The 21,076-nt window shown below is 71.7% G+C and carries 20 protein-coding genes; 8 read left to right on the top strand and 12 right to left on the bottom strand.

Annotation, left to right across the window (positions count from 1 at the left end; all coding sequences use genetic code 11):
- The first annotated feature begins 124 nt into the window (after positions 1 to 124).
- A complete protein-coding gene (locus tag G407_RS30655; RefSeq protein ID WP_052341510.1) occupies positions 125 to 742 on the top strand; it encodes an I78 family peptidase inhibitor in 618 nt (205 codons plus the stop codon).
- A 54-nt stretch (positions 743 to 796) separates the two neighbouring features.
- On the opposite strand, the gene G407_RS0117325 is transcribed toward G407_RS30655, so the two are convergent.
- Positions 797 to 3,640, bottom strand: coding sequence for a PAS domain-containing protein (locus G407_RS0117325; protein WP_029031841.1), 2,844 nt, complete (start codon positions 3,638 to 3,640; stop codon positions 797 to 799).
- Between the two features lie 260 nt (positions 3,641 to 3,900).
- On the opposite strand from G407_RS0117325, the gene G407_RS0117320 reads away from it, so the two are divergent.
- The 6 genes from G407_RS0117320 (at position 3,901) to G407_RS0117295 (ending at position 11,459) form a co-directional block, all read left to right on the top strand.
- Positions 3,901 to 5,883: an AMP-dependent synthetase/ligase gene (locus G407_RS0117320; RefSeq protein ID WP_029031840.1), complete on the top strand. Its 1,983-nt coding sequence runs from the start codon at positions 3,901 to 3,903 to the stop codon at positions 5,881 to 5,883.
- A 34-nt stretch (positions 5,884 to 5,917) separates the two neighbouring features.
- A complete protein-coding gene (locus tag G407_RS0117315; protein ID WP_029031839.1) occupies positions 5,918 to 6,784 on the top strand; it encodes an ABC transporter ATP-binding protein in 867 nt (288 codons plus the stop codon).
- Between the two features lie 16 nt (positions 6,785 to 6,800).
- A complete protein-coding gene (locus tag G407_RS0117310; RefSeq protein ID WP_029031838.1) occupies positions 6,801 to 7,757 on the top strand; it encodes a branched-chain amino acid ABC transporter permease in 957 nt (318 codons plus the stop codon).
- A 112-nt stretch (positions 7,758 to 7,869) separates the two neighbouring features.
- Complete coding sequence (locus G407_RS0117305; protein WP_029031837.1) at positions 7,870 to 8,955, top strand: branched-chain amino acid ABC transporter permease; 1,086 nt, start codon at positions 7,870 to 7,872, stop codon at positions 8,953 to 8,955.
- A gap of 91 nt (positions 8,956 to 9,046) precedes the next feature.
- Positions 9,047 to 10,378: an ABC transporter substrate-binding protein gene (locus tag G407_RS0117300; protein ID WP_029031836.1), complete on the top strand. Its 1,332-nt coding sequence runs from the start codon at positions 9,047 to 9,049 to the stop codon at positions 10,376 to 10,378.
- A 226-nt stretch (positions 10,379 to 10,604) separates the two neighbouring features.
- The gene (locus tag G407_RS0117295; protein ID WP_029031835.1) at positions 10,605 to 11,459 is read left to right on the top strand and encodes an ABC transporter ATP-binding protein; all 855 of its coding nucleotides are present in this window, start codon (positions 10,605 to 10,607) and stop codon (positions 11,457 to 11,459) included.
- On the opposite strand, the gene G407_RS28360 is transcribed toward G407_RS0117295, so the two are convergent.
- From G407_RS28360 to cuyA, 11 genes are all read right to left on the bottom strand, one after another.
- Entirely contained in the window at positions 11,429 to 11,995 is a 567-nt protein-coding gene (locus G407_RS28360; protein ID WP_043540096.1) for a DUF421 domain-containing protein, read from the bottom strand. The two genes, G407_RS0117295 and G407_RS28360, sit on opposite strands and share 31 nt — an antisense overlap.
- 75 nt (positions 11,996 to 12,070) lie before the next feature.
- Positions 12,071 to 12,511, bottom strand: a complete 441-nt coding sequence (locus G407_RS30650) for a helix-turn-helix domain-containing protein (RefSeq protein WP_156917624.1) — start codon at positions 12,509 to 12,511, stop codon at positions 12,071 to 12,073.
- Positions 12,474 to 12,836, bottom strand: a complete 363-nt coding sequence (locus tag G407_RS31840) for a hypothetical protein (protein WP_156917623.1) — start codon at positions 12,834 to 12,836, stop codon at positions 12,474 to 12,476. The genes G407_RS30650 and G407_RS31840 overlap by 38 nt, the downstream gene beginning before the upstream one ends.
- Before the next feature lie 63 nt (positions 12,837 to 12,899).
- Positions 12,900 to 13,271 carry a YkvA family protein gene (locus G407_RS0117280; protein WP_029031834.1) on the bottom strand — a complete coding sequence of 124 codons (372 nt, stop codon included), beginning with the start codon at positions 13,269 to 13,271 and terminating at the stop codon, positions 12,900 to 12,902.
- 66 nt (positions 13,272 to 13,337) lie between these two features.
- The gene (locus G407_RS0117275) at positions 13,338 to 14,459 is read right to left on the bottom strand and encodes a DUF1513 domain-containing protein (RefSeq protein ID WP_029031833.1); all 1,122 of its coding nucleotides are present in this window, start codon (positions 14,457 to 14,459) and stop codon (positions 13,338 to 13,340) included.
- A complete protein-coding gene (locus G407_RS0117270) occupies positions 14,449 to 15,504 on the bottom strand; it encodes an imelysin family protein (protein ID WP_029031832.1) in 1,056 nt (351 codons plus the stop codon). Before G407_RS0117270 ends, G407_RS0117275 begins: the two co-directional genes overlap by 11 nt.
- Before the next feature lie 121 nt (positions 15,505 to 15,625).
- Positions 15,626 to 16,357: an amino acid ABC transporter ATP-binding protein gene (locus tag G407_RS0117265; RefSeq protein WP_029031831.1), complete on the bottom strand. Its 732-nt coding sequence runs from the start codon at positions 16,355 to 16,357 to the stop codon at positions 15,626 to 15,628.
- The gene (locus tag G407_RS0117260; protein ID WP_029031830.1) at positions 16,354 to 17,007 is read right to left on the bottom strand and encodes an amino acid ABC transporter permease; all 654 of its coding nucleotides are present in this window, start codon (positions 17,005 to 17,007) and stop codon (positions 16,354 to 16,356) included. Before G407_RS0117260 ends, G407_RS0117265 begins: the two co-directional genes overlap by 4 nt.
- A 3-nt stretch (positions 17,008 to 17,010) precedes the next feature.
- Positions 17,011 to 17,730, bottom strand: coding sequence for an amino acid ABC transporter permease (locus G407_RS0117255; protein WP_029031829.1), 720 nt, complete (start codon positions 17,728 to 17,730; stop codon positions 17,011 to 17,013).
- Between the two features lie 334 nt (positions 17,731 to 18,064).
- The gene (locus G407_RS0117250; protein ID WP_029031828.1) at positions 18,065 to 18,967 is read right to left on the bottom strand and encodes an amino acid ABC transporter substrate-binding protein; all 903 of its coding nucleotides are present in this window, start codon (positions 18,965 to 18,967) and stop codon (positions 18,065 to 18,067) included.
- 43 nt (positions 18,968 to 19,010) lie between these two features.
- Positions 19,011 to 20,027 (bottom strand): D-cysteate sulfo-lyase, encoded by a 1,017-nt coding sequence (gene cuyA, locus G407_RS0117245; protein ID WP_029031827.1) that lies wholly within the window; start codon positions 20,025 to 20,027, stop codon positions 19,011 to 19,013.
- 112 nt (positions 20,028 to 20,139) lie between these two features.
- Between cuyA and G407_RS0117240 the strand changes: the two genes are divergently transcribed.
- Positions 20,140 to 21,060, top strand: a complete 921-nt coding sequence (locus G407_RS0117240; protein WP_029031826.1) for a LysR family transcriptional regulator — start codon at positions 20,140 to 20,142, stop codon at positions 21,058 to 21,060.
- The last annotated feature ends 16 nt before the right edge of the window (positions 21,061 to 21,076 follow it).

Below are 21,076 nucleotides of genomic sequence, written 5' to 3'. Positions count from 1 at the left end.
ACGGGAGCGCGGCCGCAACCCGGTCCCGGGGCGCGGCGTTCCGATCGCGAGGCTTGCGCGTGACGGGGCTCGCGGGCGACGGGGCTCGCGGGCGACGAGGCTTCCCGGCGACTGGAGGAGACGCATGGAGACGACGACGAACGAGCTCGAGGCGAACGGGACGACGCCGACCCGCGCGGCCGCCGCGCGGGGCCGGCGCAACGGCGCCGTCGGCGCGCTCGCGGGCGCCCTCCTCCTCGCCGGTCCGGCGCTGGCGGAGCCGGCACGCACGACCGCCGACCTGAACCTGCGCGAGGGGCCCGGCACCGGCTACCGGATCGTCGCCGCGATGCCGCGCGGCAGCCTCGTCGACGTGCGGACCTGCGTGCGCGCCTGGTGCGAGGTCGGGCACCGCGGCCGCGTCGGCTGGGCGAGCCGCCGCCATCTGCGCCTGGGCGCCGCGCCGGGTCCGGTACGGCCGGGACCCGTGCGGCCGGACCCGGCGTGGCCCGCGCCGCCACCCCCGCCCCCGCGCGTCGATCCCCCGCGCGCCGCGCCCGCGTCCTGCGACGCGCGCCGGGCGCGCTGGCTCGTCGGCGAGCGGGCGACCGAGCGCCGCCTCGAGGCGGCGCTCGACGCCTCCGGCGCCAGGCGGCTGCGGGTCGAGGAGCCCGGCTACGCCTACACGCAGGAGCTCCGCCGGGACCGGCTGACGGTGCGCGTCGACCGGCGCGAGATCGTCGTCGACGTCGCCTGCCGCTGAGCGCCGGCCGCCGGCGGCGTCGGAGACCGTCGCTCGCCGGCGACGGCCCCCCTCTCACTCGGCGGCCGCCGCGCGCTCGACCAGCGGCACGCCGAGGGTGAAGGTGAGGCCCTCGCGGTCGAACCGCATGTCGACGTCCGAGCTGAACTGGCCGCCGAGCATGTGGCGCAGGAGCCGCGTGCCGAAGCCCTGGCGCGTCGGCGGGGCGACGGGCGGGCCGCCGCGCTCGACCCAGGACAGCCGCAGCGACCGCCGTCCCCCGCTCGTCTCGACGTCCCAGGAGACCCGCAGCGTGCCCGTGGGCACCGAGAGCGAGCCGTATTTCACGGCGTTCGTGGCGAGCTCGTGCGCGGCCATGCCGATGGAGAGGGCGACGTCCGAGGGCAGCGCCACGTCCGGCCCGCGCATCACGACGCGCGGGGTCCCCTCCGCCCCGATCGGGCCGCCCTCGTAGGGCGCGAGCTCGGCCACCAGGAGATCGCGCAGCGGGATGACGCCCCAGGCGTTCTCCGTGAGCAGCGTGTGCGTGCGCGCGAGCGAGACGATGCGCGCGTTGAACGCCTCGCGGAAGGCGGCGATGTCCGTGGCCGTGCGCGCGGTCGCGTTGGCGATGGCCTGGACGGTCGCGAGCGAGTTCTTCACCCGATGGTGGAGCTCGCGCACCATCAGCGCCTGGCGCTCCTCCGCGCGCTTGTGCTCGGAAATGTCGCTCGCCACGCACACGAGGCCCGAGACCCGCCCGCGCTCGTCGTGCATCGGCGTCTTCGATACGAGGTAGATCCTCCGCGTCGAGCCGGGGGCGGCGCTCTCCTCCTCCACGGTCCTGCCCTCGCCGGCCCGGATCACCGCCATGTCGGCGGCGAAGCCGGCGATGCCGCCCTCGGTCTGGCCGTCCGCGTCGTCGTCGGGACCGGTCCAGCCGACGAGCCTCTCCGGCGGCGTGCCCACGATCTTGGCGAGCGCCGGGTTGGCGAAGGCGAAGCGGCCCTTGGCGTCGCGCACCCAGATCGGGTCGGGCGCCGTCTCGCCGATGACCCGCAGGAGGTCGACCGCCCGGCGCAGCTCCTCCTCCGCCCGGCGCTCGTCGGTGACGTCGAGGTGCACCCCGATGACGTGCTCGGCGCGCCCGCGGGCGTCGCGCTTGATCACCGCGCTCGAGGCGACGAAGCGGGTCTCGCCGGACGGCCGCACCACCCGGAACTCCGTCCTGTAGGGCCGGTCCTCGGCGATCGCCACGGCGAGCGCCTCCTGGATCTTCGCCCGGTCCTCCGGCAGCACGAACTGCAGCCAGTCCGCGTGCAACGCGAGCGCCCTGGGCTCCACGCCGAAGATCTCCGCCGTGCGCTCCGAGACCACGCAGCGCCCGGTGTCGAGGGCGACGTCCCAGGAGCCGAGCCGCCCCGCCTCGATCGCGAGCCGCAGGCGCTCCTCGCTCTCGCGCAGCGAGGCGCTCGCGCGCTCGCGCTCGGTGACGTCGAGCGCCGAGACGACGAGGCGCGAGACGCGCCCGTCGGCATCGCGCAGGGGCGCGATCTGCACGTCGAGCACGAGGCGCGAGCCGTCCGCGAGGGGGGCCTCGAGGTCGGTGCGGGGCGCGCCGCCGGCGGCGGCCTCGCGCACCAGCCGGCGAAGGGCCTCGCGCGCCGGCGCCTCGCCGCCCCCGGGCAGGATCTCCCACAGCTTGCGCCCCAGGACCTCCTGGCGGGCTCGGCCGATGGTGCGCAGGGGACCCCGGTTGATGTCGGCGAGGGTGCCGTCGGGCTCGAGCACGGCGACGAGGGCGATGAGGTTGTCGAGCGTCTCCGTCAGGCGCCGCTCGGACGCCGCGAGGTCGGCCGAGCGATCGCGCAGGTCGCGCGCGGCCAGGGCCAGCGCCTCGCCGACCTCGTTCGCCTCGCGCACCGAGGTGACGACGGGATCGGGCGTCTCGCCCTGGCCGACGAGCCGCGCCATGCGGCGCACGCGGCGGATCGCGGCCGCGGCGCGGCGCCCGAACAGCGCCGCGAGCCCGCCCGCCAGCGCGGCGAGCGTCAGCCCGAGGGCGGCCAGTGTGCCGAGCATCGTCCGCGCCGAGGCCGAGGCGACGCTCTCCGGCACGAAGGCGAGGACCGTCCACTGGCCGAGCCGCGTCCGCGCATGGCCGAACAGGCTCGGCACGCCGTCGCGGGTGGGCGCCCGGAACACGCCGGGCAGTCCCGCCGTGCGCTCGAGCAGGATCTCCGGCGCCCGGTCGCCGACGTAGTCCGGATGATCGCGCGAGCGCGTGAGCACGACGGCGCGCCGGTCGAACAGCACCGCGACGAGCGGCTCGCGGATGCCGAGCCCGTGGAGCAGGGCGCTCGCGGGCAGCGCGATGCTGACGAGGGCCGGCACCGAATCCCCGACGAGCGCGCGCGCGTTCACAGCGACGATCGGCTCGCCCGGCACGTCGGCGCCGGGGCCGGCGAGGATCAGGTCGGAGACGATGGCGCCGCCCGGCGACAGCCGCTCCCAGGCATAGGCCTCGCTCGGCGCCGCCGGGAGTGCGCTGCGGGGCAGGCGGGTGTCGAGCAGGCGCTCGCCCTCGCGGGTGGTCACCAGCACGGCGGCCTCGGCCGATCCGATCGCCGCCATGGCCCGGCCGGCGAAGACCTCGAGCCGTCCCTCGGCGAGGGCGGGATCGGTGGCGAGGGCGCGCGCGGCCGCGGCGAGGCCGGCGAGCTCGCGGTCCACCGCGGCGGCGATCTCCACCGCACGGCTCGCCGCCGAGCGCTCGAAGCGCGCCTCCTCGGCCTGCGCCACCCACCACATCAGGATGGCGACGAACACGAAGACCGGCGCCGTCAGCGCCGCACCGAAGACGGCGAGGTGCCAGACGAGCGGGCGGCCGTGCCGTGTCGCGCTCCCGGTCGCGCTCAAGCTCTCCCCCGTGTCGCTGGCATCCCGGCCCGGCGGCACCATGCGGGCCGGCGACCGGATTTGCAACAACGCGCCCGGCGCGCGGGCGGGGCCCGCGGCGCGCCGCCTCATCAGAAAGTCGGGACTTGCCCCCGGCCATGCCGCGGGTACTAATAGGCCGCGAAACGGAGAGAACGCGGTCCACCGCGCGTCCGGAGAGGGAACACCAGCGTGCGCAGAGGCCGAAAACGGCCCGCGGACGTCGAGAGAGGGAGAAGCCCGTGACGACGGCAGACGCCGCGCGCGAGGACACGTTTCCGAAGCTGATCGTGCGCAACGCCCGCGTCCGGCCGCGGCGAACCGCCTTTCGCCACAAGGATCTCGGCATCTGGCAGTCGTGGGACTGGCGTCGCGTTCACGACGGCGTGCGCGGCTTCGCCGCGGGCCTGCACGGGCTCGGCGTCCGCAAGGGCGACAAGGTCGCGATCGTGGGCGCGAACCGCCCGCGGCTGTACTGGGCCATCGCCGCGGCGCAGTGGATCGGCGCGGTGCCGGTGCCGGTCTACGCGGATTCGGTGGCCGAGGAGATGGCCTACGTGCTGGCGCATGCCGAGGTGGTCACCGCCGTGGTGCAGGACCAGGAGCAGGTCGACAAGCTGCTCTCCGTCGCCGGCGACGTGCCCACCCTCGGGCACATCCTCTACGACGAGCCGCGGGGGCTGCGCGACTACGACCATTCCCGCCTCCATCCGCTCACCGAGTTCATCGCCGAGGGCGAAGCGCGCCTCGCCCGCGACGCCGATCTCGCCGCCGTGATCGACGGCGCGCTGGCCGCCGGCTCCGGCGCGGACCTCGCCATCATCCTCTACACCTCGGGCACGACGGGCCGGCCCAAGGGCGTGATGCTCACCCACGACAACGTGCTCGCCGCCGCGCGCATGGGCTGCGACTTCGACCGGCTCGACGAGACCGACGAGATCATCGCCTACCTGCCGCTGGCCTGGGTGGGCGACCACATCTTCTCCTACGCGCAGGCGATCCTGGCGGGGCTGTGCGTCAACTGCCCGGAGAGCCCGGAGACCATCGTCGAGGACCGCCGCGAGATCGGCACGACCTACGCCTTCGCGCCCCCTCGCGTGTTCGAGAACATGCTCACCCTCACCATGGTGCGCATGGAGGACGCGGGGCGGCTCAAGCGCGCGATGTTCCGCTTCTTCATCGACCACGCCGGCAAGGTCGGCGAGCGCATCCTCAACGGCGAGCGCGTCGACGCCCGGGACCGGGCGCTCTACGCGATCGGGGATTTCCTGGTCTACGCGCCGCTGCGCAACCGTTTCGGCCTCACCGACATCAAGGTCGGCTACACCGCCGGCGAGGCGATCGGGCCCGAGATCTTCCGCTTCTACCGCTCGATCGGCGTCAACCTGAAGCAGCTCTACGGGCAGACGGAGGCCTCGGTCTACGTCACCATGCAGCCCGACGGCGAGATCTACGCCGACACGGTGGGCCGCCCGGTGCCGGGCGTCGAGATCAAGATCGACGACAACGGCGAGGTCCTGTTCCGCTCGCCGGGCGTCTTCCAGGCCTACTACAAGGACCCCGACAAGACCGCCGAGACGAAGACGCCCGACGGCTTCGTGCGCTCGGGCGATGCCGGCTTCTTCGCCGAGAACGGCCACCTGAAGATCATCGACCGGGCCAAGGACGTCGGCAAGCTGAACGACGGCTCGTTGTTTCCGCCCAAGTATGTCGAGAACAAGCTCAAGTTCTACCCGAACATCAAGGAGGCCGTCGCCTACGGCCACGAGCGCGACCACGTCGCCGTGTTCGTCAACATCGACCTGACCGCGGTGGGGAACTGGGCCGAGCGCAACAACGTCGTCTACGCCTCCTACCAGGAGCTGGCGCAGCACCCGCGCGTCTACGAGATGATCGCCGAGCACGTCGACGAGGTGAACCGCTCGCTCGCCGCCGAGCCGATGATGGGCGGCGCGCAGATCAAGCGCTTCCTGATCCTGCACAAGGAGCTCGACGCCGACGACGGCGAGCTCACCCGCACCCAGAAGGTCCGCCGCGGCTTCATCGCCGAGCGCTACGCCCCGCTGATCGACGCGCTCTACGACGGCTCCGGCGAGGCCGACATCAAGACCGAGGTCACCTTCGAGGACGGCCGCAAGGGCGTCATCGCGGCGCGGGTGAAGATCCGCGACATGGCGGTCTATCCGGCCGAGGGGCCGGCGCCGATGCGGGAGGCGGCGGAATGATCACCCCGAAATCCGTCCGCGAGGAGATCGCCCGATGAACGCGAATACGACCGTCGAGCGGGTCGCGGCGCCGCAGGCGGCTCCCGTTGCGCAGGGCGGCGCCGCCGTCGTCGCCCGCCCCGACGCCGCGGCGCGCGAGGTCCTCCTCGCGGTGGAGAACGTCTCGCTCGGCTTCGGCGGGGTGAAGGCGCTCACCGACGTCTCCTTCGACATCCGCAAGGGCGAGATCCGCGCCATCATCGGCCCCAACGGCGCCGGCAAGACCTCGATGCTCAACTGCATCAACGGCTTCTACCACCCGACCGAGGGGCGGATCACCTTCAAGGGCGAGACCCGCCAGAAGATGCGCCCGCACGAGGCGGCCGCCGGCGGGATCGCGCGCACCTTCCAGAACGTGGCGCTGTTCAAGGGCATGTCGACGCTCGACAACATCATGACCGGGCGCTCCCTGAAGATGCGCGCCAACCTGTTCTGGCAGCTCGTGCGCTTCGGCCCGGCGACGCGCGAGGAGGTGGAGCATCGCCGCAAGGTCGAGGACATCATCGACTTCCTGCAGATTCCCCACATCCGCAAGACCCCCGTCGGCAAGCTGCCCTACGGCCTGCAGAAGCGCGTCGAGCTCGGCCGGGCGCTGGCCATGGAGCCGGAGCTCCTGCTCCTCGACGAGCCGATGGCCGGCATGAACCTCGAGGAGAAGGAGGACATGTCGCGCTTCATCCTCGACGTGAACCAGGAGTTCGGCACCACGATCGCCCTGATCGAGCACGACACGGGTGTCGTCATGGACCTGTCGGACCGGGTCGTCGTGCTCGAGTACGGCCGCAAGATCGCCGACGGCACGCCCGACGAGGTGAAGGCGAACCAGGCCGTCATCGACGCCTATCTCGGCGTCCCGCACTGAGGAGCGACGCGTTTCCATGGACCTCCTCTCGCAGATCTTCGTCGAGCCCTTCGCGCTCATGGTCGAGATGCCGGACCTCCTGGTGCAGACGCTCTGGGAGGGCTTCGTCTCGGGCGTGCTGTATGCGCTGATCGCGCTCGGCTTCGTGCTGATCTTCAAGGCGTCGGGCGTCTTCAACTTCGCCCAAGGCATCATGGTCGTGTTCGCGGCCCTCACCCTGGTCGGCTTCTACGCCATGGGCGTGCCGGCGATCGGGGCGCTGGTGCTCGCGGTCGCGGTCATGTTCGCGCTCGCCTGGACGGTGGAGCGCGTGGTGCTGCGCCCGCTCGTGAACCAGCCCGACATCATCCTGTTCATGGCGACCTTCGGGCTCACCTACTTCCTGATCGGCTTCGGCGAGCTCGTCTTCGGCGGCGAGCCCAAGCAGATGATCACCGACGAGCTGATGCTGCCCACCGGCGCCAGCGACTTCGAGTTCGGCGGCGGCTACGTGCGCATCCAGCACCTCGACATCGCCGCCGCCGTGATCGCCTCGATCATGATCGCCACGCTCGGCGTCTTCTTCTCCAAGACGCGCATCGGGCGCGCCCTGCGCGCGGTGGCGGACAGCCACAAGGCGGCGCTGTCGGTGGGCATCTCGCTGAACCAGATCTGGGTCATCGTCTGGTTCGCGGCCGGCATCGTCGCGCTGGTGACGGGCATCATGTGGGGCGCGCGCTCGGACGTGTCCTTCGCCCTGCAGATCATCGCCCTCAAGGCGCTGCCGGTGCTGATCCTCGGCGGCTTCACCTCGATCCCCGGCGCCATCGTCGGCGGGCTGATCATCGGCATCGGCGAGAAGCTCGGCGAGTTCTACTGGGGCCCGATCATCGGCGGCGGCATCGAGAGCTGGTTCGCCTACGTCATCGCGCTGATCTTCCTGCTGTTCAGGCCGCAGGGCCTGTTCGGCGAGAAGATCATCGAGCGCGTCTGAACCTCCCTCCCCGTCGGGGAGGGAACGGCTCGCGCAGCGAGCCCAGGGTGGGGTCCCTCGGGATCCGCGACCTTCCCGCTCGGGGAAGGAGAGCCAGAGCGAGGAAACGGTCGTGATCTATCGCGAGTCGGGCCAGTACAAGACGAGCTACGAGGCGGATCGGGCGGTCTTCCCGTTGAGGCAGGACCGGATCGGCATCGCCGTGATCATCGCCGCCGCCTATGCGGCGGGCGTGTTCGGCTCGGACTTCCTGCTCCAGGCGGTGCTGATCCCGTTCCTGATCTTCTCGCTCGCGGCGATCGGGCTCAACATCCTCGTCGGCTACGCCGGCCTGCTGTCGCTCGGCACCGGCGCCTTCATGGGCGTGGGGGCCTACGCCTGCTACAAGCTGATGACCGCCTTCCCGGAGGTGAACGTCGTCGTCTGGATCCTGATGTCGGGGTTCTTCTCGGCGGCGGTGGGCGTCTTCTTCGGCCTGCCCTCCCTGCGCATCAAGGGCTTCTACCTCGCCGTGGCGACGCTCGCGGCGCAGTTCTTCCTGCAATGGTCCTTCAACCGCATCCCCTGGCTGTACAACTACAACATCTCCGGGGCGATCGAGGCGCCGCTGACGACGCTGTTCGGCGTGCCGATCACCGGCGCCACCGCCACCGCGGAGGCCCGCTACCTCGTCGTGCTCACGCTCGTCATCGGGCTCACCTGGCTCGCGTCGAACCTCGTCCACGGCCGCATCGGCCGGCAATGGATGGCGATCCGCGACATGGACATCGCCGCCGAGCTGATCGGCATCCGCCCGCTCCACGCCAAGCTCATGGCCTTCGCCTGCTCGTCCTACTTCGTGGGCGTGGCCGGGGCGATGATGGTGTTCCTGTGGTACGGCGGCGCCGAGTACAACGTCTTCAACATCGACCAGTCGTTCTTCATCCTGTTCATGATCATCATCGGCGGGCTCGGCTCGCTGATCGGGTCGTTCATGGGAGCGGCCTTGATCTTCATGCTGCCGATCGGGCTCGGCATCGTCCTGCCGGCGATCACGGAGCCCTTCGGAATCACGGTCGGCGCCGCCACCATCGAGCACCTGCGCTTCATGATCGTGGGTGCGCTGATCATCTTCTTCCTGATCGTCGAGCCGCACGGCCTCGCGCGGCTCTGGCAGATCGGTAAGCAGAAGCTCCGGGTCTGGCCGTTCCCCTATTGAGGGCGGCGACAACAACGAAGGCCCCGGAGACGAGAGAGGGAACGGCCGGAGATCCGGCCACCGAGAGGAACCCGAGGGAGGACATCACGCCATGTCGCTACGCCACCTGACCATCGCCGCGATCGCGGGCGCGATCGTGTCGACGACCGCGCTCGTCGCCCCGGCGAGCGCGCAGACCCAGGAGGGCATCTACGTGCCGCTCCTCACCTACCGCACCGGCGCCTTCGCCGGCTCGGGCATCCCGATCGCCGACGGCATGCACGACTACCTCACCATGCTCAACGAGCGCGACGGCGGCATCGGCGGCGTCCCGATCGTCATCGAGGAGTGCGAGACCGGGTACGACACCAAGCGCGGCGTCGAGTGCTACGAGTCGGTGCGCGCCAAGAACCCGGTGGTGGTGAACCCCTACTCGACCGGCATCACGCTCCAGCTGATCCCGCGCGCTGCCGTCGACCGGATCCCGGTGCTCTCGATGGCGTACGGCCTCTCCGCCTCGGCCGACGGCGAGACCTTCCCGTGGGTGTTCAACCCGCCGGTGACCTACTGGGACGGCGCCTCCGTGTTCGTGAAGCACATCGCCGAGCGCGAGGGCGGCTTCGAGAGCCTCGCCGGCAAGACCGTCGGCCTCCTCCACCTCGACGCGCCCTACGGCCGCGAGCCGATCCCGGTGCTCGAGGCGCTGGCCGAGGAGCACGGCTTCGAGCTGAAGCTCTACCCCGTCGCCGCGCAGGACATGCAGAACCAGGGCTCGGTCTGGCTCAACATCCGCCGCGACCGGCCGGACTACATCTACCTGCAGGGCTGGGGCGCCATGAACCCCACCGCCGTGCGCGAGGCCATCCGCACCGGCTTCCCGATCGAGAACATGATCGGCGTGTGGTGGGCCGGCGGCGACGAGGACGCCCGGGCCGGCGGCGCCGACGCCGCGGGCTACAAGGCGCTCTCCTTCAACGGCGCCGGGACGGACTTCCCCTTCATCCAGGACGTGATCACCCACGTCCACGACAAGGGCCTGTCGCAGTTCCCGCGCGAGCGCATCGGCGACATGCTCTACAATCGCGGCATGTACAACTCGATGCTGATCGCCGAGGCGATCCGCACCGCGCAGGAGATCACGGGCAAGAGCGTGGTCACCGGCGAGGACGTGCGCCGCGGCCTCGAGAACCTGAACGTCACGGAGGAGCGGCTGGCCGAGATGGGCATGACCGGCTTCGCCGCGCCGCTCGACGTCACCTGCGAGAACCATTCGGGCAACCACGACGTCTTCGTGGCCGAGTGGGACGGCGAGAAGTGGACGGTGGGCCAGGACTGGACCGAGCCGATGACGGAGCGCGTGCGTCCGCTCATCCTCCAGGCCGCCCAGGACTACGCCGCCGCCAATCCCGGCTGGCCGGCGCGCACGGAGACCTGCGACAATTGAGGTCGCGCTCCCTCCCCATCGGGGAGGGGACTGCTCGCGAAGCGAGCCGGGGGTGGGGTCCGTCGCCCGATCGTCGGGCGCCGGCTCCGGCTTCGCCGAACACGCCTCCGGCGTGCCCCATCCGTCACCGGGCTCGGCCCGGTGCCAGCTTCCCCTGCAGGGAAGCAGAGACGAGCGCCCCGCACGCGGGACGCTCACCCCTCATCACCCGCGAAGAGCCCGCCCGATGACCGCACTCGCCACGCCCGCCTCGACCGAGACCCCGGCCCCCGCCGCGGCGGCACCGATCCTGTCGGTGAACAACATCGAGGTGATCTACGACCACGTCATCCTGGTGCTGAAGGGCGTCTCGCTCACCGTGCCGACTCGCGGCATCGTCGCGATCCTCGGCGCCAACGGCGCCGGCAAGACCACGACGCTCAAGGCGATCTCGAACCTGCTGCGCGCCGAGCGCGGCGAGGTGACCAAGGGCTCGATCGAGTTCGACGGCAACCGCATCGAGAAGCTGTCACCCAACGAGCTCGTGCGCCGCGGCTGCATCCAGGTGCTCGAGGGCCGCCACTGCTTCGGCCACCTGACGATCGAGGAGAACCTGCTCACCGGCGCCTTCACCCGCCGCGACGGCAACGCCGCCATCAAGGCGGACATGGAGAAGGTCTACGCCTACTTCCCGCGCCTGAAGGAGCGCCGCGGCTCGATGGCCGGCTACACCTCCGGCGGCGAGCAGCAGATGTGCGCCATCGGCCGCGCCCTGATGAGCCGCCCGAAGATGATCCTGCTCGACGAGCCCTCGATGGGCCTCGCCCCGCAGATCGTCGAGGAGATCTTCGAGATCGTGAAGGACTTGAACGCCAAGGAGGGCGTGTCCTTCCTGCTGGCCGAGCAGAACACCAACATGGCGCTGCGCTACGCCACCTACGGCTACATCCTCGAGACCGGCCGCGTCGTCATGGACGGGGACGCCAGGATGCTGCGCGAGAACGAGGACGTGAAGGAGTTCTACCTCGGCGTCGCCGGCGCCGACCGCAAGAGCTTCCGCGAGGTGAAGAGCTACAAGCGCCGCAAGCGCTGGCTGGCCTGATCGCGCGCGCCCGTGCCCGCGACGGTGGCGAGGGTCGAGCCCGCCGCCCCGACGTCGCGCACCTCGGACAGGACCGACAGCGACCCGTCGGTCTCGAGCACGACGGCCCCGACCGCCGAGAGCTCCGGCGCGCCCGAGCTGCGCGCGGCGGCGAGCACCTCCGCCCGGCTGACGCGCTCCTGGCGCAGCGCGTCCTCCAGGATCTCGCCGCGATGCACCAGGAGCCGCGGCGTCGCCTTGACCAGCGTGTGGACGCGCCGCGAGCGCACCGAGGCGAAGGTCACGACCCATTGCAGCAGGATCAGCGTGGCGAAGGCCGTGAGGCCCTCGGCGAGCGCCACGTCGCGGTTGAGCAGGATCGTCGCCAGCGTCGAGCCGAGCGCCACCGTCACCACGAGATCGAAGGCGTTGAGCTTGGTCAGCGTGCGCTTGCCGGTGACGCGCAGGACGAGGACGAGCCCGGCATAGGCGAGCGTGCCCACCACGACGATGCGCAGGAGGTCGCTCCAGGGGGCGAGGAAGGCGTCGGCTGGCATGGGCGCTCCGGGCTCGTGCGGGACGGGAGCACAAGCCCGGCACGGGCGGGGCGGTTCCGCGCCCCGGGGGGAGCGTCAGTCCCGAGGCTCCCGTTCGATCAGGGTACCGACGAGGTCCGGATCGCGTGCGATCGCCTGTAGATACCGCGTAGCGGCGAGGTCGGGAGCACGCCCGCCCGACGTCCTCTCCCAATTGCGGACAGCCTCCGGATCGAGACCGTACCGCAAAGCGAATTGCTCGCGTGTCATGCCCAGGCCTGCCCTCAGGGACCGGACGTCGATCGGCTCCGGAAGGGGAACGATGGTCATGCGGCAGCCGGCGTCTTCGAGATCCTCCGCCAGAGCGGCCGCCCGCTCGACCGTCGGCACGCGCAGCACGGTCTCCCCATGCTCGAGCAATCGCTCGACGGCACGCTTCGCTCCCAAGAGAGACACGCCGCGCTTCGCGAGCATCATCGCGGCGCTGACGCGCTTGATCTCATCGAAGCCTCTCATTGGGCGCAGGACGATCGTCACCGGTGAACCGAAGGGCACGCGGTCGACGCCCCGGACCGGCCCCAGTCGTTCGAACCGCTCCCTCAATGACGACCGTGTCATAACCCATCCTTTCCCGCAGCGCCTGGACGAGGCTCCGAAGATTGGCCGGACCGAGAGCGTTCGGGCCGAGCGTCTCCGGCTGAACGTGAAAGCCGACGAGGCGCAGTGTCCGGCCTTCGTCTTCCTCCGCTGCCTCGGCCATCGCGAGCAGCACACCGAGTGGCGTCGTCACGCGAACCGAGACGACCGCCAGACGATCGGCTTCGACGATCTCGAATTCGATCTCGCCCGCCGAAAAGACCATTCCAGCACCCCGACAGGGATACTGGTTCAATGGCCCATCAAAAACAAGCGGATTTCTCGCTCCTCACCCCTCCTCGATCGCCTTCCTGGCCTCCTCCCGATGCTCCGGGCGGATGGAGGTGGCGACCGCGCCGAAGGCGGCGGTGAGGACGGCGATGTCGTCGGTGAAGCCGACGACGGGCAGGAAGTCGGCGACCATGTCGGTGGGCAGCACGAAATAGGCGAGCGCGCCGAGCAGGATCCACTTCACCCGGCGCGGCGTCGCCGGGTCCTGGACGCAGTAGTAGGCGGCGAGCACGTCCTGCGCGAAGGGCAGGCGCTTGCCGACGGCGCGCGCCTTGCCGAAGGCGTCGCGCAGCGTGCGCGCCTCGTCGCCGCGGCCGGCGCGGCGCATGGCCTCCATCTCCTCGGCGGTGAAAGGCTCGTCGAGGCGCATCTCGTCCTCCCTGCGTCTGACCTCGCCATGAGATAGTCACGGCGGGCCAACGCGCAACGGCCCCGCTCAGATCCGGAGCGCGTGGTTGTCCCACACGGCGGACGCCAGCGCCGCGCCGAGGTCGGCGAGATCGCCGTCCGGCACCCGGGCGATGGCGACGCCGTCGTTGCCCGACGTCACGAGGAAGGTGCCCGCCACCGCGCCGGGCGCCGCGCCGCAGACGTCCGACATCCGCCGGCGCCCGAGATAGCGGCCGGTGGCGCGCTCGAAGAAGGCCGCGACCGAGCCGCGCGGGCTGGTGGCGCAGACGATCGCGCCGGACGGGTCGAGAGCGACGGAGCCGACATAGTTGTCCATCGAGATCAGGTCGTCCTCGGGCATCTCGAACAGCCGCACGCGGCCCGACGCGTCGCGCGCGCCGACCAGCGGCACGACGGCGAGCGGATCGCCGGCGAACTGGCAGCCGAACACGCTCTCCCCGTCCGGCGCGACCGCGAGATGGCGGATCGAGAGGTCGGCGAGATCCGACCCGAGGTCATGCACCTCCTCGACGGTGCCGTCCTCCGGCCGCAGCACCGCGAGGCGCGGCGCGAGCGAACCCGCGTTGAGGATCTCGCGCCCGGTGCGGGGATGCGTGCGGATGCCGCCGTTCGCCACGACGAGCCGCGCCGCGCCGTCTCCCGGCAAGAGCGCGAGGTCGTGCGGACCGATGCCGCCGGTGGAGATCTCGCCGATGCGGGCATAGCCCGCCGCGACGTCGTAGACGCCGAGAACGCCCGCGCCGGTCTCCACCTGGTTCTCGGTCGCCCAGAGCAGCCGCCCGTCGGCGGAGAAGGCGCCGTGGCCGTAGTAGTGCCGCCCCTGGGCGGCGAGGACGACCTTCGTCACCGCACCGGTGTCGCGATCGACGATCGCCATCCAGCCGCCGGGGCGCCGGGCGAAGACGACGAGATCGCGCCCGCCCGGCTGCGCCGCGACGTCGTGCCCGCGCTCGGGCAGCGCCGTCTCGAACAGGAGCCGCCCCTCGCCGGTGAAGGCGCACACGCGCTGCATTCCGTCGGGCCCCTGCGCACAGGCGACGTACACCGGCGCGCCGGCGCGGGCCGGCCCGCCGGCGAGCGCGCTCCCCAGCGCCGCGCCGAGCCCGGCGACGAAGGATCTGCGGTCGATCGCCCGGTCAGTCGCCATCGAGCGCGTTGAACCCCGTGACCACGTCGAGCGCCGGCGGCAGCTCGGTGGCCGCGTTCGAGCGGGCGCTCGCCACCGCGGCGGCGAGCAGCAGCACGCGCCCGCGCCGCGCCGGATCGGCCGCGGCCTCCCCGAGATCCGCGGGCGCGGAGCGGGCGAGGCGCTCGGCCTGCGCCAGCGCCCGCAGCGTATCGGGCGCGCGCGTCTCGTCGCCGTCGACGAGGGCGCGCACCAGCGCCTCGGTGCCTTCGAGGTTGAGCGCGATCTGCCGGGCCGAGCGGCCCGAGCGCCACATCTCGGCGCGTGTGGCGCGGGCATCGGCGAGATCCGCGCCGATCGGCAGGCCGAGCTTCAGCGTCTCGATCGCCTCGAGGCCGGAGAGCATGTCGGTCGCGAGCCGCGCCGCCGCGCGCTGCGCCTCGCCCGCGTCGCTCGCGAGCGCGGGAAGGGTCTCGTCCCGCCAGGCCCGCGCGATCTCGCCGGCGGTCGTCGCCAGCGCCCCGGCGATGGCCTCGCCGATGCGGCACAGCCGCGGTGCGCGCTCCCCGCCCTCGGCGAGCGCCGCGCGGGTGTCCGCGTCGAACAGGAGGCGCTCCAGCGCGGTGAAGCCCTGGCCGGCGACCGAGGTCTCGCCGAAGCGCTCGGGCGCGAGCAGCGCCTCGTCGTCCAGCGCCTCGAGCTGCGCCAGCGCCCGGCCCGAGGCGTTGCGCCGCTCCGGCCAGAAGGCGAGGCGCTCGAAGCGGAAGTCCTCGGCCACCGGGCCGGTGCGCACCGGCTCGATGCGGGCATAGGCGTCGGCGGCCTCGTGGAAGGCGGCGTCGAGGGGCGCGCGGTCGACGGAGGGGCCCTGCGCGGCGCAGGCCGCCTCCCAGGCGGAGGCCTGCGCCGCCGTCGCCTCGGCGAGCGCATCGTAGGCGGGGGCCAGCACCGTCTCGCCGGCGCGCAGCGCGGCGGCCCGCGGATCGAGCGGCTGCGCCGCCAGCGGAGCCGCTGCGGCGAGACCCGCGGCGAGGAGCGGTGCCGCGAGGGCTGCGAAGAGGCGCATGGGGGCTCCCGGTCGATCGCTGCGAGGCTTCCCGCCTAGCAGATCGACGCGGCCCGGTCGACGATCGCCCGCGCATGGGGGCATGCGCCGCGCTCGCGCCGCCGCGGTCTCGGGCCCGGCCTCAGACGTGGTCGAGGATCTTCGACAGGAAGGCCTGCGCCCGCGGGCTGCGCGGCGAGCCGAAGAAGCTCGCGGTGTCGGCGTCCTCGACGATCTCGCCGCAATCCATGAACACGACGCGCCCGGCCACCTTGCGGGCGAAGCCCATCTCGTGGGTGACGACCATCATCGTCATGCCTTCCTGCGCGAGCTCGACCATGACGTCGAGAACCTCGGAGATCATCTCCGGGTCGAGCGCGGAGGTCGGCTCGTCGAACAGCATGGCGATCGGGTCCATCGCCAGCGCCCGGGCGATGGCGACGCGCTGCTGCTGGCCGCCCGAGAGCTGGCCGGGGTGCTTGTGCGCCTGGTCCGACAGGCCGACGCGGGCCAGCAGCGACGCCGCCTTCGCCTCGGCCTCGTCGCGCGAGCGCCCCAGCACCTTCTCCTGCGCGAGGCAGATGTTGCGCGTCACCGTCATGTGCGGATACAGCTCGAAGTTCTGGAACACCATGCCGATGCGCGCGCGCAGCTTCGGCAGGTCGGTGCGCCTGTCGCCGACCGAGATGCCGTCGACGGTGATCGTGCCCGAGTCGAACGGCTCCAGTCCGTTGACGCACTTGATCAGCGTCGACTTGCCCGAGCCGGAGGGGCCGCAGACGACGACGACCTCACCCTTGGCCACGCTGGTGCTGCAGCGCTTGAGCACGTGGAAGTCGCCGTAGCGCTTGTCGAGGTCGCGGATCTCGATCATGTCGCGTGTTTCCTCTGCAGGCGTCGGACCCACATCGAGCCGCTGAAGCAGATCACGAAGTACACCGCCGCGGCGAAGACGTACATCTCCACCAGCCGGCCCTCGTTGCGGGCGACGATCGTCGACGCCGTCATGAAGTCGCGCAGCGACACGACGAAGACGAGGCTCGTGTCCTGGAACAGGATGATCGCCTGGGTCAGCAGCACCGGCGTCATGTTGCGGAAGGCCTGCGGCAGCACGACGAAGCGCATCGTCGCCCCGTAGCGCATGCCCGTGGCGTAGGCGGCGGCGACCTGGCCTTTGGAGACGGACTGGATGCCGGCGCGCACGATCTCGGAATAGTAGGCCGCCTCGAACAGGGTGAAGGCGATCAGTGCCGAGTAGAAGCCGCCCACCGGCCGGCCGATGATCAGCGGCACCAGGAAGAAGAACCAGAAGATCACCAGGATCAGCGGCATCGAGCGGAAGAAGTTGACGTAGGCCGCGGAGACGAGCCGCAGCGCGCGAAAGCCCGACAGGCGCATCAGGGCGAGCAGCACCGCGAGCACGATCCCGCCCGCCGCCGCGAGCACGGTGAGCAGCAGCGAGAGGCCGAGTCCCTGCGCGAGGAAGGGCAGGGCGTCGAGGATCACGCCGAGATCGAACGACATGGCTCAGCGCCCTCCCGCGATGAAGCCGGGCATGCGGGCGCGGCGTTCGACCAGGCCCATGGCGGCGGTGACGGAGAGGGTGATGACCACGTAGATCACGGTCGCGGCGGTGAAGGCCTCGAAGCCCTGGAAGGTGTACTCGGTGATCTGCCGGCTCTGCGCGGTCAGCTCGAGCACGCCGATCGTCAGCGCCAGCGAGGAGTTCTTGAAGATCGTCAGGAACTCGGACGTCAGCGGCGGGATGATCAGGCGGTAGCCCACCGGCAGCAGGATGTAGCGATAGAGCTGGCCCGTGGTGAGCCCGCTCGCATAGCCCGCGAGCGTCTGGCCGCGGGGGATCGACTCGATGCCCGAGCGGACCTGCTCGGCCACCCGCGAGGCGGTGTAGAAGCCGAGGCCGACCACCGCGGTCGTGTACTCCGGCAGCGGCAGGTCGCGCTTGACCCAGCGGCCCCAGTCCTCCGGCAGCAGCTCGGGCACGACGAAGTACCAGAGGAACAGCTGCACGAGCAGCGGGATGTTGCGAAACAGCTCGACAAAGGCGGTGGCGGCGCCGCGCACGAACCGGTTCGGCAGGGTGCGCGCCACGCCCACGATCGAGCCGAGCGCGAAGGCGATCACCCAGGCCGCGGCGGAGACGGCGAGCGTCCAGCCGACGCCGGAGATCAGCCAGCCGAGATAGGGGTCCTGGAGGAGGACGCCCCAGTTCCAATTGTAGCTCATGCGCGCCCCGCTCCCCTCCGTTCGTTGCCCGCTCGGGCCGCTGCGGCGCTTCTCTCCTTCCCTGTAGGGGAAGGTGGCACCGGCGAAGCCGGTGACGGATGGGGCGCGGCGCGGAAGCGACGCGTTCCGCGAAGCGGAAGCCACCGCGTCCGATCCCGCCGTTGTTCTTCGGCTTCGCCGAACGCGCATCCTGCGCGCCCCATCCGTCTCGCCGCTGTCGCGGCGATCCACCTTCCCCTACAGGGAAGGGAGAAGGCGCGGCGCGTCGTCTCCGGGATGCCGATCGTGCAGAACCGGAGCCCGGCGCAGCCTGCGCCGGGCTCGTCGGCAATCGTCACTCGGGCAGCGCGTTCAGGCGCCAGGCGGCCCGCAGCAGATCCGTCGGCGGCTCGGAGACGGACTCGTTCGTCGGGAAGGGCTGGAACCACTTGGCGTAGATCTCCTCGATCTCGCCGGTGCGGAACAGGTCCGCCAGCACCTTCGTGCCGAGCAGCTGGAAGGCGCTGTCGTCGCGCCGCACCATGATGGCGTAGGGGTCGTAGGACAGGAAGTCGCCGACCACCGCGTAGCTCTCGGGGTCGCGGGCGCGGGTGATCAGGCCGTAGAGCAGGATGTGGTCGGTCGAGTAGGCGTCGACGCGGTCGGTCTCGAGCGCGAGGAAGCCCTCGGCGTGGTCCTTGACATTGAGCACGTCGATGTCGAGCCCGCCGGCCTCGATCGCCTCCTTGATGACGCGCTCGTTGGTGGTGCCCTGCGCGAGCGCGATGCGCTTGCCCTCGAGGTCGTCCAGCGTCTCGATGCCCGCATCCGTCTTCACGAGCAGCTTCGTGCCGGTGATGAAGGTCACCGGCAGGTAGGACACCTGCTGCTGGCGCGTGAGGTTGTTCGTGGTCGAGCCGCACTCGATGTCGATCGTGCCGTTGGCGATGAGCGGGATGCGCGTCTGCGGCGTGACGGGCACGAAGCGCACGGCGAGATCCGGCTTGCCGAGCTCCTCCTTCACCGCGTCGGCGATGCGCAGGCACAGGTCCACCGAGTAGCCCTGCGGCGCGCCGCCGTCGGACCCGATCCAGGAGAACGGGATCGAGGTCTCGCGGTGGCCGATGACGATCTCGTTCGCCGCGTCGATCTTGGCGAGCGTGCCGTAGAGCTCCTGCGCCTGAGCGCCGGCGCCGGCGGCGAGCGTCGCCCCGAGCGCGCAGGCGCCGAGAGCGAGGTTCCGTAGTACGCGTCTCATCTGTCGATCCCCTCTGTCGTTGTCGTGGTCGTGGTGCCGAAGCTCACGCCGCGCGCTCTTTCGGCGCGTCGAGCGCGAATCCGTAGCCGAACAGGCCGACCGATCCGCCGGTGTGCAGGAACACGATCCGCTCTCCCTTGCGGAACCGCCCCTTGCGGACGAGGTCGATCAGCCCCGCCGCCCCCTTTCCCGAGTAGACCGGGTCGAGCAGGATGCCCTCGAGCCGGGCGAACATCTCGAGCGCCTCGATCATCCCGGGCGTCGGGATGCCGTAGCCGGCGCCGACGTAGTCGGTGTTGGCGACGACATCCTCGCGCGCCACGATCCCCGGCACGCCGAGGCGCTCGGCGGTGGCGCAGGCGAGCGCGTAGACCGATTGCTCCTGCTTCTCGCGGGGCGCGCGCACGCCGATGCCGAGCAGCGGCACCTGCGCGTTCACGCCCTCGAGCCCGACGAGGAGCCCCGCTTGCGTCCCGGCGCTGCCGGTCGCGGTGACCAGGTGGTCGATCGCGAGCCCCATCGCGTCGGCCTGGGCCATCAGCTCCTGTGCCGCGTCGACGTAGCCGAGCGCGCCCGTCGGGTTCGAGCCGCCGCCGGGGATGGCGTAGGGCCGGCGTCCCTCCGCCGCCATGCGCGCGCGGACCTCGTCCAGCGCCGCGTTCATGTCGGTGCCGCCGGGCCGGTGCTCGATCGTCGCGCCGTGCAGGCGGTCGAGCAGGACGTTGCCGTTGTCCGTGTAGTCCGCCTCGCGGAAGCCCGTGCGGTCCTCGAGCAGGACGTGGCAGGCGATCCCCAGCCGCGCGGCGAAGGCCGCCGTCTGGCGGGCGTGGTTCGACTGCGTCGCGCCCTGGGTCAGGACGACGTCCGCGCGCTCGGCCACCGCCTCCGCCATCAGGAACTCGAGCTTGCGGGTCTTGTTGCCGCCGGTCGAGAGCCCCGTGCAGTCGTCGCGCTTGATCCAGATCTCCGGCCCGCCGAGCGCGGCGCTCAGGCGCTCGAGCGGCTCGAGCGGGGTCGGCAGGTGCGCGACCCGGATGCGCGGGATGCGGGCGAGATGCATGAAGGGCCCCTCCGATGAGCGTCGAGGACGATTCTGCGTCTCGACAGGGCGGCCGATCAAATGCCAAATACGCGCGAGATCATGCACGATCGGCATAATCTGCGGGGGCGGGATGCGGCACGACTGGATCGAGGACGTCCTGGCGGTGGCGGAGACGGGCTCGTTCCAGGCCGCCGCCGAGCGCCGCCGGGTGACGCAGCCGGCCTTCTCCCGGCGCCTGCGCACGATCGAGGAGAGCCTGGGCGTGCGCCTCTTCGACCGCAGCGCCAAGCCGGCCCGGCCGCTGCCGCACGTCGTCGCCCGCCTCGACGCCATGCGCGAGATCGCGGCGGGCCTGCGCGAGCTCTCCGCCCATTTCCGCGAGGACGCCGACGCCGCGCGCTCGCGGATCGTCATCGCCTGCCAGCACGCGATCACGACGGCGACGGCGCCGGCCCTGGTCGAGCGGGTCTCGGGCCTCGATCTCGACGTGCGGCTGCGCTCGGCCAATCGCGACGAGTGCCTCGCCCAGCTGCTGACCCGCCGGGCCGACCTCGCGCTCGTATACGACGTCGACGGCAGCGCACCGCTGGATGGCGCGGACTACCTCGTCGTCGAGACGATCGGCACCGAGACGCTGGTCCCGGTCGCGTCCCGCGCGGCGCTCGGCGCGCTGGACGAAGGCTGGGTGCGCGGAGAGCTGCCGATCGTCGCCTATCCGGAGGACGTCTTTCTCGGCGCGGTCCAGCGCGCGCGCGTCTTCGCCCCCCTGCGCGGCAGCCTGCGCCTGCGCATCCGTCTCGAGACCGCGCTGACCACCGCCGCCCTGCAATGCGCCCGCGCGGGGCTGGGCGTCGCCTGGGTGCCGCGCTCGCTCGCCGCCGACGACATCGCGGCGGGCACGCTCGTCGATCTCGGGCGGACGCTCCCCGTGGTGGCCATGCGGCTGATCGCGACCCGCCTGCGCGGCGTCGCCTCACCGGCGCTGGCCGCCGCCTGGCCGCGGATCGTCGCGCTCGACGCGGCGCGCGCGGCGCCGGACGCGATGCCCTGACGCGGCCCGACGGCGC

It is taken from the genome of Salinarimonas rosea DSM 21201, assembly GCF_000429045.1.
Classification (GTDB): domain Bacteria; phylum Pseudomonadota; class Alphaproteobacteria; order Rhizobiales; family Beijerinckiaceae; genus Salinarimonas; species Salinarimonas rosea.
The sequence above is the reverse complement of the archived record's forward strand: the minus strand, read 5'-3'. Positions and strand labels throughout refer to the sequence as shown.